Source organism: Streptomyces sp. NPDC002698 (assembly GCF_042888945.1).
Lineage (GTDB): Bacteria > Actinomycetota > Actinomycetes > Streptomycetales > Streptomycetaceae > Streptomyces.
The window spans coordinates 512,348-525,213 of the sequence record NZ_JBIAQM010000001.1 but is presented as its reverse complement, the minus strand read 5'-3'; the positions used below and the strand labels follow the sequence as shown (position 1 = coordinate 525,213).

The 12,866-nt window shown below is 70.4% G+C and carries 11 protein-coding genes; 3 read left to right on the top strand and 8 right to left on the bottom strand.

Features of this window, described 5'->3' with window-relative positions; translation table 11 throughout:
* Positions 1–24: 24 nt before the first annotated feature.
* Both ACFYW9_RS02325 and pyk read left to right on the top strand, forming a co-directional pair.
* Complete coding sequence (locus ACFYW9_RS02325; RefSeq protein ID WP_389143600.1) at positions 25–1,227, top strand: acetate kinase; 1,203 nt, start codon at positions 25–27, stop codon at positions 1,225–1,227.
* A 96-nt stretch (positions 1,228–1,323) separates the two neighbouring features.
* Entirely contained in the window at positions 1,324–2,754 is a 1,431-nt protein-coding gene (gene pyk, locus ACFYW9_RS02320) for a pyruvate kinase (RefSeq protein ID WP_351859560.1), read from the top strand.
* A 91-nt stretch (positions 2,755–2,845) separates the two neighbouring features.
* Here the strand turns inward: pyk and ACFYW9_RS02315 are convergent, their stop codons facing one another.
* The 4 genes from ACFYW9_RS02315 to ACFYW9_RS02300 form a co-directional block, all read right to left on the bottom strand.
* A complete protein-coding gene (locus tag ACFYW9_RS02315) occupies positions 2,846–4,159 on the bottom strand; it encodes a hypothetical protein (RefSeq protein ID WP_389143484.1) in 1,314 nt (437 codons plus the stop codon).
* The gene (locus tag ACFYW9_RS02310) at positions 4,149–4,724 is read right to left on the bottom strand and encodes a DUF6114 domain-containing protein (protein WP_389143481.1); all 576 of its coding nucleotides are present in this window, start codon (positions 4,722–4,724) and stop codon (positions 4,149–4,151) included. Before ACFYW9_RS02310 ends, ACFYW9_RS02315 begins: the two co-directional genes overlap by 11 nt.
* A 121-nt stretch (positions 4,725–4,845) precedes the next feature.
* The gene (locus ACFYW9_RS02305; protein ID WP_351859554.1) at positions 4,846–5,481 is read right to left on the bottom strand and encodes a DUF6230 family protein; all 636 of its coding nucleotides are present in this window, start codon (positions 5,479–5,481) and stop codon (positions 4,846–4,848) included.
* 620 nt (positions 5,482–6,101) lie between these two features.
* Positions 6,102–7,082, bottom strand: coding sequence for a tetratricopeptide repeat protein (locus ACFYW9_RS02300; RefSeq protein ID WP_351859552.1), 981 nt, complete (start codon positions 7,080–7,082; stop codon positions 6,102–6,104).
* 245 nt (positions 7,083–7,327) lie between these two features.
* Here ACFYW9_RS02300 and ACFYW9_RS02295 point away from each other — a divergent pair, with 245 nt between their 5' ends.
* Positions 7,328–7,984, top strand: coding sequence for a TetR/AcrR family transcriptional regulator (locus ACFYW9_RS02295; RefSeq protein WP_389143477.1), 657 nt, complete (start codon positions 7,328–7,330; stop codon positions 7,982–7,984).
* 446 nt (positions 7,985–8,430) lie between these two features.
* Here ACFYW9_RS02295 and ACFYW9_RS02290 read toward each other — a convergent pair whose 3' ends face one another.
* The 4 genes from ACFYW9_RS02290 to ACFYW9_RS02275 all read right to left on the bottom strand — a co-directional run bounded on the left by ACFYW9_RS02290 (position 8,431) and on the right by ACFYW9_RS02275 (position 12,821).
* Entirely contained in the window at positions 8,431–10,131 is a 1,701-nt protein-coding gene (locus ACFYW9_RS02290) for a methylmalonyl-CoA mutase family protein (RefSeq protein ID WP_351859548.1), read from the bottom strand.
* Between the two features lie 75 nt (positions 10,132–10,206).
* Positions 10,207–10,545, bottom strand: coding sequence for a DUF3817 domain-containing protein (locus ACFYW9_RS02285; RefSeq protein ID WP_389143472.1), 339 nt, complete (start codon positions 10,543–10,545; stop codon positions 10,207–10,209).
* A 98-nt stretch (positions 10,546–10,643) separates the two neighbouring features.
* A complete protein-coding gene (locus ACFYW9_RS02280) occupies positions 10,644–11,153 on the bottom strand; it encodes a MarR family transcriptional regulator (protein WP_351859544.1) in 510 nt (169 codons plus the stop codon).
* 210 nt (positions 11,154–11,363) lie between these two features.
* Positions 11,364–12,821 carry an MFS transporter gene (locus ACFYW9_RS02275; RefSeq protein WP_389143467.1) on the bottom strand — a complete coding sequence of 486 codons (1,458 nt, stop codon included), beginning with the start codon at positions 12,819–12,821 and terminating at the stop codon, positions 11,364–11,366.
* Positions 12,822–12,866: the final 45 nt, after the last annotated feature.

Below are 12,866 nucleotides of genomic sequence, written 5' to 3'. Positions count from 1 at the left end.
AAGGAGCCCGCCGCCCCGCCGGCCGTGCGGGTCCTCGTCCTCAACTCCGGCTCGTCGTCGGTGAAGTACCAGTTGCTCGACATGCGCGACGGCACCCGGCTGGCCGTCGGCCTGGTGGAGCGCATCGGCGAGGGAACCTCCCTGCTGCGGCACACCACGCGAACGACGGGCGAGACCCGCGAGAGGGCCGACACGTTCGCCGACCACGACGCCGCGCTGAAGGCGATGGCGGAGGAACTGGCGGTGGACGGACTCGGCCTCGACTCCCCCGAACTGGCCGCCATCGGCCACCGGGTGGTGCACGGCGGACAGGCCTTCACCGAACCGACGGTCATCGACGACGCGGTGCTCGCCGAGATCGAGCGGCTGATCCCGGTCGCTCCGCTGCACAACCCGGCGAACCTCACCGGCATCCGCACCGCGACGGCACTGCGCCCGGACCTCCCCCAGGTCGCCGTCTTCGACACCGCGTTCCACACGACGATGCCGGAGGCGGCCGCGCGCTACGCGATCGACGTGGCGACCGCCGACGAGCACCGCATCCGCCGGTACGGCTTCCACGGCACCTCGCACGCCTACGTCTCCCGGACGACCGCCGAGCTGCTCGGCAAGGCGCCCGAGGAGGTCAACGTCATCGTGCTGCACCTGGGCAACGGGGCCTCGGCGTCCGCGGTCAGGGGCGGGCGGTGCGTGGACACCTCGATGGGGCTCACCCCCCTGGAGGGGCTGGTGATGGGAACGCGGTCCGGCGACGTGGACCCGGCCGTCATCTTCCATTTGGAGCGCGTTGGCGGCATGTCCACGGACGAGATCGACACTCTTCTCAACAAGAAGAGCGGTCTGATCGGCCTGTGCGGCGACAACGACATGCGGGAGATCCGCCGCCGTGTCGACGAGGGGGACGAACAGGCCCGGCTCGCCTTCGACATCTACATCCACCGGCTGAAGAAATACATCGGCGCCTACTACGCGGTCCTCGGCCGGGTGGACGCCGTCGCCTTCACCGCCGGAGTGGGTGAGAACGCCGCCCCGGTGCGCGAGGCCGCGATCAGAGGACTGGAGGAACTGGGGCTCGCGGTCGACGGCGAACTGAACGCCGTGCGCGGTGCGGAGCCCCGGCTCATCTCACCGCCGTACGCGCGCGTCGCGGTCGCCGTCGTGCCGACGGACGAGGAACTGGAAATCGCCACACAGACGTACGCGCTGGTCGGAAAGGGCAATGCCTGAGCGGGCCGGAAAGCCACGCCTGAGCACCCGCCCGCCCATTTGTATCTTCCGCCAGACGGAATATTCCGTTGCGAAACAAACCGATAGGATCGCCCCATGCGCCGTTCGAAAATCGTCTGTACTCTCGGCCCCGCGGTCGACTCCCACGAGAAGCTGGTCGAGCTGATCCAGGCCGGCATGAATGTGGCCCGCTTCAATTTCAGCCACGGTTCCCACGCCGAGCACCAGGGCCGCTACGACCGTGTCCGGTCCGCCTCGGCCGAGACCGGTGTCGCCATCGGTGTGCTCGCCGACCTGCAGGGCCCCAAGATCCGCCTGGAGACCTTCGCCGAAGGCCCCGTCGAGCTGGAGCGTGGCGACGAGTTCGTCATCACGGCCGAGGACGTGCCGGGTGACAAGCACATCTGCGGCACGACCTACAAGGGTCTGCCCGGCGACGTCTCGCACGGCGACCAGATCCTCATCAACGACGGCAACGTCGAACTGCGCGTCGTCGAGGTCGACGGCCCGCGGGTCAAGACGGTCGTCATCGAGGGCGGCGTGATCTCCGACCACAAGGGCATCAACCTGCCCGGCGCGGCCGTGAACGTGCCCGCGCTGTCGGAGAAGGACGTCGAGGACCTGCGCTTCGCCCTGCGGATGGGCTGCGACATGGTCGCCCTGTCCTTCGTGCGCGACGCCAACGACGTGAACGACGTCCACAAGGTGATGGACGAGGAGGGCCGCCGCGTCCCCGTCATCGCCAAGGTGGAGAAGCCGCAGGCGGTCGACAACATGGAGGGCGTCGTCGCGGCGTTCGACGCCGTCATGGTGGCCCGTGGCGACCTGGCCGTCGAGTACCCGCTGGAGCGGGTCCCGATGGTGCAGAAGCGCCTCGTGGAGCTGTGCCGCCGCAACGCCAAGCCGGTGATCGTGGCGACCCAGATGATGGAGTCGATGATCACCAACTCCCGCCCGACGCGCGCCGAGGCCTCCGACGTGGCCAACGCGATCCTGGACGGCGCGGACGCGGTCATGCTGTCCGCCGAGTCCAGCGTGGGCGCGTACCCGGTCGAGACCGTGAAGACGATGTCGAAGATCGTCACCGCGGCCGAGGAGGAGCTCCTCTCCAAGGGTCTCCAGCCGCTGGTCCCGGGCAAGAAGCCGCGCACGCAGGGTGGTTCGGTCGCCCGCGCCGCCTGCGAGATCGCCGACTTCCTCGGCGGCAAGGGCCTGGTGGCCTTCACCAAGTCCGGTGACACCGCCCGCCGGCTCTCGCGCTACCGCGCGGCCCAGCCGATCCTGGCCTTCACCACGGACGAGGGCACCCGCAACCAGCTCACGCTGAGCTGGGGCGTCGAGTCGCACGTCGTGCCGTTCGTGAACAGCACCGACGAGATGGTCGAACTGGTCGACCGCGAGCTGCAGAAGCTCAAGCGGTTCAACGAGGGCGACGTCGTCGTGATGACCGCCGGTTCGCCCCCCGGCGTCCCCGGCACCACCAACATGGTCCGGGTGCACCACCTGGGCGAGGCCGGCCCCGCCTGATCCCCGCCCGCCGTACGCCGCTGAGGGCGCCCCCTGCGAACAGGGGGCGCCCTCAGCGTTCTGTGCGGCTCCCGGACGGGCTCTGGACGACTCAGCCGGTCGTGTACTGGTGGAGTCCGGGGACGTGCAGGGTGCCGCCGAACTGGCCGGCCTGAACGACCTTCACCTTGGTGAAGTAGATCAGCGGGATGTTCAGCGGCGGAGGGTTGTCCGGGTCGAACGTGACCGGGATGAGCCCGAGCAGGTTCCCGGAGATGCTCTCCGTGTACATGATCGTCTTGCCGTCACGGATCGTGGACGTCGAACCCGAGGCGGCCTGCACGTGGTAGGTCTTGCCGGACTGCTTGTCGTTCACGGTCTGGTGGAGATCGCCGATGTCGGTGCCGTCGGATATGACGTACTTCAGCACCTTCTTGACGGTGCCGTCGGCGGTCTTCACCTTGACTATGCCCTGGTAGTCGGCGCCCTTGAGCAGCAGCGAACTGGCGTTGAGGTACCAGGGCTCGGTCGGCAGGGCGACCTGGTTGTCCACGCCGCCCTCGTCGTCGGTGGCGACGGGGCAGTCCGCGGCGTCCGTGGTGGCACTCGCGGAGGGGCTGGGCGTCGCGGTGGCCTCGGCGGCCTCGTCCTCGGCCGTCCCGGTGGTCTCCGAAGCGGCCTTCGACGCCGTGTCGGTGACCTCGTCGGTGGTGTCCTCTACCGTCTCGGTGACCTTGTCGGTCGTGTCCTTGACGGTGTCCGCGGCGCCCTTGCCGTCCGACGTGTCCGAACCGGCGGTCGCGCTCGCGCTCGCCGAGGCGGACGGCGCCGGAGTGGAGCTCGCCGTCTCGTCGGGCGTGAGGATGTCCTTGATGGCGTCGCCGACACCCAGCGGGTCGAGCGGGTTCTTGCTGCTCTCGGTCGCCGAGGGGGTCGGCGTGGAGGCGGCACTGTCCGCCGCCTTGTCCGCCGCCTTCTCCTGCGTGCTCGCGGAGGCCGACGGGGACGCGGTGGGCTCGGCCTTGTCGTCGGAACCTGAATCCGACGAAGAGGCCGTGTCCTTGTCCGTCGAGTCCGACGACGCGGAGGGGCTCGGCGTGGCCTGGTCCGAGGAAGCGCTCGCGCTCGCCGAGGCGGAGGGCGACGCCGTGTCCGACGCCTCCTCACCGGTGACGGCCTCGACACACGCCTGGTACTCCTCGGCCGTGAGGCTCTTGGAGGTGGAGTGGTCGTCGGCCTGGGCGAGCGTCGGGGTGAACCCCATGCCCATGAGCACCGCCGTCGGCATCGCCGCTATGGCTATCACCTTGCCGGCGGGCATCTGGAACCTGGTGAACAGCGGCTTCCTCGGGGCCGCGTGGCGCGGCCCGGTTCTCACACGGGACCCCTCCACATCAGTCCCGTGGGTCACCTCGTCAGCCGGCACTGTGCCTCCCGTTCGCCCCGTTGGTCGGGCTCGTTCCTGACAGATCGTTCGGGTCGTCCGCACCGTCCGCGGCCTCGTGCCCGATGGGCTCGGCCGCCGAACCGTCCGGCGTGTCCTGCTTGGTGAGGGAACTTGACGTGGCGTAGCCCTCCTCGGGCTCTCCGGGAACCCAGGAGACCGCCATGGCACCGCCGAGCAGGGCGAACAGGAAGCCGATCAGGAAGCCGCCCAGGTTGGCCACCGGGATGGACACCAGGGCGAGGAGGATCGCGGCGACCCCCGCGAACGTCCGTACGTGCTTCTGGAACCAGAGGCTGACCCCGAGCACGACGAGGAGTACGCCGATGATCAGGGACCCTGCACCGGCGGTGGTGGACATCGCCAGCGTCAGATGGCCGAGGTGAAGGTGCGCGTACGGGAAGTAGGCGATGGGGAAACCACCGAACACGATGTACAGACCCGCCCAGAACGGGCGATCGCCCCTCCAGTTACGGAAGTTCCGCCGGAACACCTGAAGGTAGTGCTCATCGTGCTGGCCGGGCGCGGCAGGGGTCTCGGCGCTCATGGAAACAGCTCCCTGGAACGGCATTGCTGTGAGAAGTACGCGTTGAGTGCTCCGCGCACGACGGGCGGAGCGGGCGGGGCGGGCGAAGCGGCCTGGGCCTCGACGCCCGCCCCAGGGGTGCTTAGTAGCACTCCTTGACGCCGGGGGACACCGACATCTTCAGACCGCTGAGCTTGAACGTGCCGGCGGTGGTCGCCCACGCCGTCTGCTTCACGTTGGTCAGCGTGGCCGACTCGGCCTGCTGGGCGAAGCCGAAGGGGTTGGCCTGCTCGCCGCCGCCCTTCATGCCCGGACCCTTGGTGGCGTCCTTGGCCGCAACACCGATGTCGATGTTCTTGAACGTCGCGTCGGCGCCGAGTTCCTCGACATCGATGTAGAGGTTGTCGGCGTGAACCGGCGTACCGCTGCCGCCCGCCTTCAGCACGAGGCTGACGGAACCGAGCACCGGGATGTTCGGGGTGACGACGGACTGACACATGCTCGTGATGTCGGCGCTCTTGAACGCCGACACCGCGACGGGGTGCAGCGCAGCCTTGCCGTCGAGGCCCGTGCCCTGGTCCAGGGCTCCGTACTGCGAGAAGCCCGTTCCCTCAAGCTTGTCCGCGGTCACCTTGAAGGACTGACCGGAGACACTGAACGATGCGGCGAGGGCACCCTGCGCGAGGGCGACACCTATCGCTGCCGTGGCCGCCACGCTGGGCACCATGACGACGGCGAACCGCTTCCATCTGGTCCCGCCACGCACCTGGGACATCATAATTTCCTCCTTCTCGGACGTACATCTCCTGGCCCTGACTGCCACGTTGCGGCGGCTCAGTCGGGCAGGGATGGGAGAAGTGCTACGTCCTCGGGAAGGAGAGCGCCCGTACCCGGAGGTGCGAAATGCACCCGAATCACCGGCGATCACCCCCGAGCGACAACCACTGGTCGCGCCTGAACACATCACGCACAACCTGCTGGACAGGCTCCGCCGGAAGGCGAAGACCCCCCTGCCCAAGAACCGATCGCACTGCTGTCGGCCCTACTCGGTGGGGACCCAGAAAGTCCGCCGACCCGATTGGCTGTCGGGGTGCGGGAATGGACCGAGCGTCGCCGATCGTGGTGCATTCTCGCCGCGTGCACAAGGGGGTTCGTTACTGGCTAGTAACGGCGGGATAACCGAAGAACGACCCGTCGGTATCGGGTGGCGACTCAGGGTGGCACCACCAGGGGTGACACAGTGGTCAAATTCCGGACGGAATCAGACAGTTCAACGCTCTCGACTTACTACGAGTAACAGCGGCCGCGTTTACCAAGTTTTGGTAAAGCGCGGCCACATGCGTCCCTGTCGGCCAATCTTTCACCCGGGCATCACAGGCCCTGGCGTTTACGGACTGGTCAGAACAGCGCCCGGGCAAGGGCCCTGCGCGCCGCGACCACGCGGGGGTCGTCGGCGCCGACGACCTCGAAGAGTTCCAACAGCCGCACGCGCACGGCGTCCCGGTCGTCGCCCGCCGTGCGCCGCACGGTGTCGATGAGCCGCCCGAAGGCGTCCTCCACATGGCCGCCGACGAGGTCCAGGTCGGCCCCCGCGATCTGCGCGGCCACGTCACCGGGCTTCTCGGCGGCGTCCCGGCGCACCCGCTGCGGGTCGAGGCTCTGCACCCGCTGGAGCAACTCGGCCTGAGCCAGGCCGAGTTTGGCCTCCGTGTTGCCCGGGTCGTCGCCCAACACGTTCTTGTACGCCTGGACGGCGCCGCCGAAGTCGCCCGCGTCCAGCGCCTGTACGGCGGCCTCCAGCAGAGCGTCGTACGGTCCGGCCGGCACCTCCCGTGCCGCGGGGGACTCGCCCGGCCCGGCGTCGGCGTCGGCGTCGACCGTCAGGCCGGTCAGGCCGAAGCGCTGCTCGGCCACCTGGACGAGCTGGTCGAGGGTCCCGCGGATCTGCGCCTCGGCGGCGGCCCCCTGGAAGAGCGGCAGGGCCTGTCCGGCCACCACCGCGAATACGGCCGGGATCCCCTGGACCCCGAACTGCTGCATCAGCATCTGATTGGCGTCGACGTCGATCTTGGCGAGCACGAAGCGCCCGTTGTACTCGACGGCCAGCCGCTCCAGGAGCGGGCTCAGCTGCTTGCAGGGCTCGCACCACTCGGCCCAGAAGTCGATGACGACGGGCACCTCGGTGGAGCGCTGCAGGACATCCTGCTCGAATCCGGCCTCGTCGACGTCGATGACGAGGCTCGCGGGAGTCACGGCCCCGCCTCCGCCCTGCCTGGCGGCTTCGGCTCGCGCCTGCTCCGCCTTCGACTTGGCCTCCTGGGCCGCCTTCACCGCGGCGAGGTCGACGACTCCGCTCATGGACATGTTCCGTGGCTGCATGAGTACATCCTCCCCCTTCCTCGCGCACGTGTGAAAAGCGTCGTGAAAGCCAGGCTGTGTCAGGCCTGTTCGGCGCCGGGTCCCCACCTGGCGCCCGTGCGGTTGTCGCCGCGGTCGAGCTTTCGCTACGAGTCGTAGCGTAACTGCACGGGGACATGCCCGCGTACCGTCTTGCGGTGATCTCCCTCACGGCTTCACACAACCGCCGGATATCGACGGTGATGCGGCCGGATATGGTCACTGACATGCAATGTCGCTCCCAGGCCGCCCGGACGGGCCGTCCCCGCAGCGCCGCCGCCGACGCCGCGATCCTGGAGGCGACCCGCACGGCGCTGGTCGAACTCGGCTGGTCCAAACTGACGTTGGGGTACGTGGCGACCCTCGCCGGAGTCGCCAAGACGACCCTCTACCGTCGCTGGGCGGGCAAGAACGAACTGGTCGTCGACGCGGTGGCCGAGCTCTTCGACGAGCTGGAGCTCCCCGACCGGGGCAGTCTGGCCGCCGACATCGAGGGCGTGGTGCTCCAGTTCGCGGCGATCCTGGACCGCCCGGAGGCGAAGACGGCGCTGATGGCCGTGGTCGCGGAGTCCACCCGTGACGAGCCGCTGCGCGAGCGCATCCGCACGTCCATCGTCGACCGGCAGAAGCGCCTGGTCATGGAGGGCCGCGCCCGCGCCCAGGAGCGCGGCGAACTCCCCCCGGAGCCGGACCCGGCCGCCGCCGACCGCACCGCCGCCCTGATCTTCGACGTGGTCGCCGGGGCGGTCGTCCATCGCACCCTGGTCAGCGCGGAACCCGCGGACGAGGAGTGGGTGCGCTCGTTCACCCGGGTCCTGCTCTTCGGCCTGACCGGCGCGACGGCCTCCGGCCCGGCATCCGCGGAGGGTCCCTCCGGGGTCTGACGGGGCGGCCGGGAGCGTCGTGGGTCGGGGCCGTGCCGGTGCATCAGCCCGTCGCCGTTGGATGAGGCGTGAACGTCGGTGGCGACGGGCATCGATGTACCGGCACGTCCCCTTCCGCCGGATCCCGGCTGCGGGTGTGCGGTGGCTTGGGTGCCGTCCCTCACGGGCGTGATTTCAGCCCCTCCGGCGATTGAGGAGCGGGGTCCGGGGCGGAGCCCCGGGGGTCGCCTCCCTCCGGGCCGCCTTCGGGTGCGGGGGCACCCACTCAGCCCCTCCGGCGATTGAGGAGCGGGGTCCGGGGCGGAGCCCCGGGTACGGGACGGGTAGGGGCGGAGGGGGCGAAAGAAGGTTGTGGCGGGGCGGGCCCCCGCTGGTCGCGCGAGGGCCCGGAGCCCCGGGCCCGGCCCGGATGCCGGGCAGCCAGGGACTCCGGGCTGCCCGGGGGCTCAGAAGCCGGCCGGCTCCGTGTACACGCCCCACTCGTCGCGCAGGACACCGCAGATCTCGCCCAGCGTCGCCTCGGCGCGGACCGCCTCCAGCATGGGGGCGATCATGTTGGAACCGTCGCGCGCGGCGGCGAGCATGGCGTCCAGCGCACCGCGCACGGCCGCCTCGTCGCGGTCGCCCTTGCGGGAGGCCAGCACCCGCACCTGCTCGCGCTCCACCTCGTGGCTGACCCGGAGGATCTCCAGGTCTCCGGTCACGGACCCGTGGTGGACGTTGACGCCGACGACCCGCTTGTCGCCCTTCTCGACCGAGCGCTGGTACTGGAACGCCGACTCGGCGATCTCGCCGGTGAACCAGCCGTCCTCGATCCCGCGCAGGATGCCGGAGGTGATGGGACCGATGGGGTGCTTCCCGTCCGGGTGCGCCCGCAGTCCGCGCTCCTTGATCTGCTCGAAGATCTTCTCCGCGTCGGCCTCGATCCGGTCGGTGAGCTGCTCGACGTACCAGGAACCGCCCAGCGGGTCGGCGACGTTGGCGACGCCGGTCTCCTCCATGAGCACCTGCTGCGTCCGCAGGGCGATCTCCGCGGCCTGCTCGGAGGGCAGGGCGAGCGTCTCGTCCAGCGCGTTGGTGTGCAGCGAGTTCGTGCCGCCGAGGACCGCCGCGAGCGCCTCCACGGCGGTGCGCACGACGTTGTTGTACGGCTGCTGGGCCGTCAGCGAGACGCCGGCGGTCTGCGTGTGGAAGCGCAGCCACTGCGCCTTCTCGGAGGTGGCGCCGTACACGTCCCGCATCCAGCGGGCCCAGATCCGGCGGGCCGCGCGGAACTTGGCGATCTCCTCGAAGAAGTCGACGTGCGCGTCGAAGAAGAACGAGAGGCCGGGGGCGAAGACGTTCACGTCGAGCCCGCGGGACAGGCCCAGTTCCACGTAGCCGAAGCCGTCCGCCAGCGTGTAGGCGAGCTCCTGCGCGGCCGTGGAGCCGGCCTCCCGGATGTGGTACCCGGAGACGGACAGCGGCTTGTACGCGGGGATCTTCTCGGCGCAGTGCTCCATCAGGTCGCCGATGAGGCGCAGGTGCGGCTCGGGCTGGAAGAGCCACTCCTTCTGCGCGATGTACTCCTTGAAGATGTCGGTCTGGAGCGTGCCGTTCAGCACGGCGGGGTCGATGCCCTGGCGCTCGGCGGCGACCAGGTACATGCAGAAGACCGGCACGGCCGGACCGCTGATCGTCATCGACGTGGTGACGTCACCGAGCGGGATGTCCTGGAAGAGGACCTCCATGTCGGCCGCCGAGTCGATCGCGACACCGCAGTGCCCGACCTCGCCGAGCGAACGGGCGTCGTCCGAGTCGCGGCCCATCAGCGTCGGCATGTCGAAGGCCACCGAGAGGCCCCCGCCGCCGTTGGCGAGGATCTTCTTGTAGCGCTCGTTGGTCTGCTCGGCGTTGCCGAACCCGGCGAACTGCCGGATGGTCCACGTACGCCCCCGGTAGCCGGTCGCGTACAGACCGCGCGTGAAGGGGTACTCCCCGGGCCAGCCGATCTGCTCGAAGCCCTCGTAGTTGTCCCCGGGCCGGGGACCGTACACCGGCTCCACGGAATCACCCGAGAGCGTGGTGAAGTCGGCCTCGCGCTTGCGCGAAGCGTCGTAACGGGCCTGCCAGCGTCGGCGGCCTTCCTCGATGGCGTGAGCGTCCATACCCTCGAATTTACTAGGACGTCCTAGTAAATGTCGATGGCAAACCGCCGTGCGATACCGCACGGCGGTCGTGGGTCAGGCTTTGACGGGCGCGGGAACGCCCTCCGCGACCTTGGATTCCAGCTCCTGGCTGACGCGGCGCTCGACGAAGAAGGCGGCCGTGGGGATCGTGCCCGCCAGCAGCACCCAGAGCTGCTTGCCGATCGGCCACCTCGCCTTGGAGCCCAGGTCGAAGGCGAAGATCAGGTAGACGACGTACAGCCAGCCGTGCGCGATGGAGACGACACGGGTGAAGCCCGCGGCACCGTCGACGTCCAGGACGTATTTGGCGATCATGCCGAGGCACAGCAGGACCAGCAGGACGCCGGTGACGTAGGCCATGACGCGGTAGCGGGTCAACACGCTCTTCTTCATGGCACGAGGGTAGCCACCCTTTTCGGCCGATCTTCACGCGCCCCCACGCCACGCCGCCCGGGCTCCCGGGCACACACCCCTCGCCGCACCCCCGGCGGCTACGCCTCGTCGAAGTCGTGCGCGGCGACCCGCAGCGGCCGCAGCATGGCGAAGATCTCCGCGCACTCCTCGGCGTCGTAGACCCCGAGACCGAAGTCCATCGCCATCAGTTCGCGGGTGGCCGCGTCGCAGACCTCACGGCCCTTGTCCGTGATGGAGGCGAGGGTGCCCCGGCCGTCGTTCGGGTTCGGCCGCTTGTCGACGAGCCCGGACCGCACCAGCCTGTCCACCGTGTTCGTGACGGACGTCGGGTGCACCATGAGCCGCTCGCCGATCTTGGACATCGGCAGCTCGCCCGCCTTGGAGAACGTGAGGAGCACCAGCGCCTCGTAGCGCGCGAAGGTCAGTCCGTACGGCTTGACGACCGCGTCCACCTCGGCGAGCAGGATCTGGTGCGCGCGCATGATCGAGGTGATCGCGGACATGGACGGCACGGCGCCCCAGCGCTGGCGCCAGTGTTCGTCGGCGCGGGCGATGGGATCGAAGGCAAGGCTGAGCGGCTTCGGCACGCCAACGACCTTACCGGCCGGTCACATCGTGGTCAGCCCCGTCTCGCTTTTCGGTATCCGCCCCCGCGCGAGCGGGCTCCGGGACGGGCCCCGGCCCCGCGACGACAGGTCCTGGAGATGGGGCGGGGGCCGGTCCGGCCGGCGGTTCCCCGCGCCTGCCGGGTGCCCTCCGCGCCCCGTTCCGCTCGCCGCGCCCGTTCCCCGCTCCGTTCACCGCTCCCCGTCGTCCCGGTCGTCGTCCTGTCCGACGTCCCGCTCGTTCTCCTCGCCCGGTTCCGTGCCGTGTCCGGCACGCCGGGCCGCCACCGCCAGGGCCGCACAGACCACGGTCCCGAGGACGCCCGCGCCCACGACCGTCGCCCTCACCCCGGCGAACTCCGCCACCGCGCCCGACAGGGCCATCCCCACGCCCTGAACGGTCATCAGCCCGGCCGTGTTCAGCGTCATGGCCCGCCCGAGCAGTTCGTCCGGCACCGTCCGCACGAACCACTGGTCCAGGCCGAGGGTGTACGCCGATCCGGCGCCCGCGAGCACCAGCAGGACCAGCGTCCAGCCGAGACCGGGCCGCAGCGCGTACGCGGCGTAGGGCAGCAGCGTGACGCAGACCAGCGGGAGCGTGAGCCGGCCCCGGGTCACCGGCCGCAGCCGCGAACCCGCGAACAGCTCCCCCGCGATCGTGCCGACGGGCAGCGCGCACATCAGCAGGCCGAGCCCGGCCGTACCGGCCCCGAGCCCCTCGGCGTACGGCGCCGCCAGCGCCTCCGGCGCGACGACGAACATCGGCGGGACCCAGAACAGCAGGAGCAGCACGAGGATCCGCCGGTCGGCCAGCACCCGACGGGCACCGCGCAGGGAGTCGCGCACGAGCGGCTGCCCCCGGTGCGCCCGCGCGGGCCGCCGCCGGGTGCCGAAGCGCAGCAGCGCCGCGGAGGCGAGGAAGGTGCAGACCGTGACGAGGAGCGCGTGGCGCGGGGAGACGACGGTGAGCAGCAGGCCGCCCGTCCCGAAACCGGCGAGCAGCGCGCTCTGCGACAGGATCCGCAGCAGGGACCGGCCCAGTACGAACAGTTCCCCGTCACCGAGGACGTCCGCGAGGGTCGCCGTCCGCGTCCCCTGGAAGACCGGTGCGACCAGGGCGAGCGCGGCCCGCATCACGAGCAGCACCGCGACGGGCGCGCCCGGCAGCACCATCACGGCCACGCAGCCCGCGCACACCAGATCGCACACCACCAGGACCCGGCGGGCCGGGAAGCGGTCCGCGACGCCCGCGAGCAGGGTCCCGCCGATCAGGTAGGGCAGGAAGCCGAGCGCGAACGTCAGGGCGCTCAGCAGCGGGGAGCCCGTCAGACCGTAGACGAGGACGGAGAGCGCGATCTCGCTGACGACGAGCCCGAGCAGCGAGAACGCGTGCGCGGCGAAGACGGCACGGAACTCGGGCACGGCGAACACGGGACCGTACCCGGTCCGCGCGGGGACGGCCTCCGGGTCACTCTCCGCCGGGGGCGTCAGCGGCCCGACGGCTCCCTCCGAGGCGGGCCCGGCGGACTGCTCCGCGGCATCCTCCGGCGGCGTGGTCGGGTTCCCCGTGGCGGGCAGCACGGTGTTCCCCTTGGCGGCCCGCGCCGCGGCGGGCACCGTCGTCGTGCCCTTCGTCTCTGCTTCCGGCATGGGCGGCAGCGTGCCCCGCCCCGCTCCGGCCCCGTAGAGTTTCGG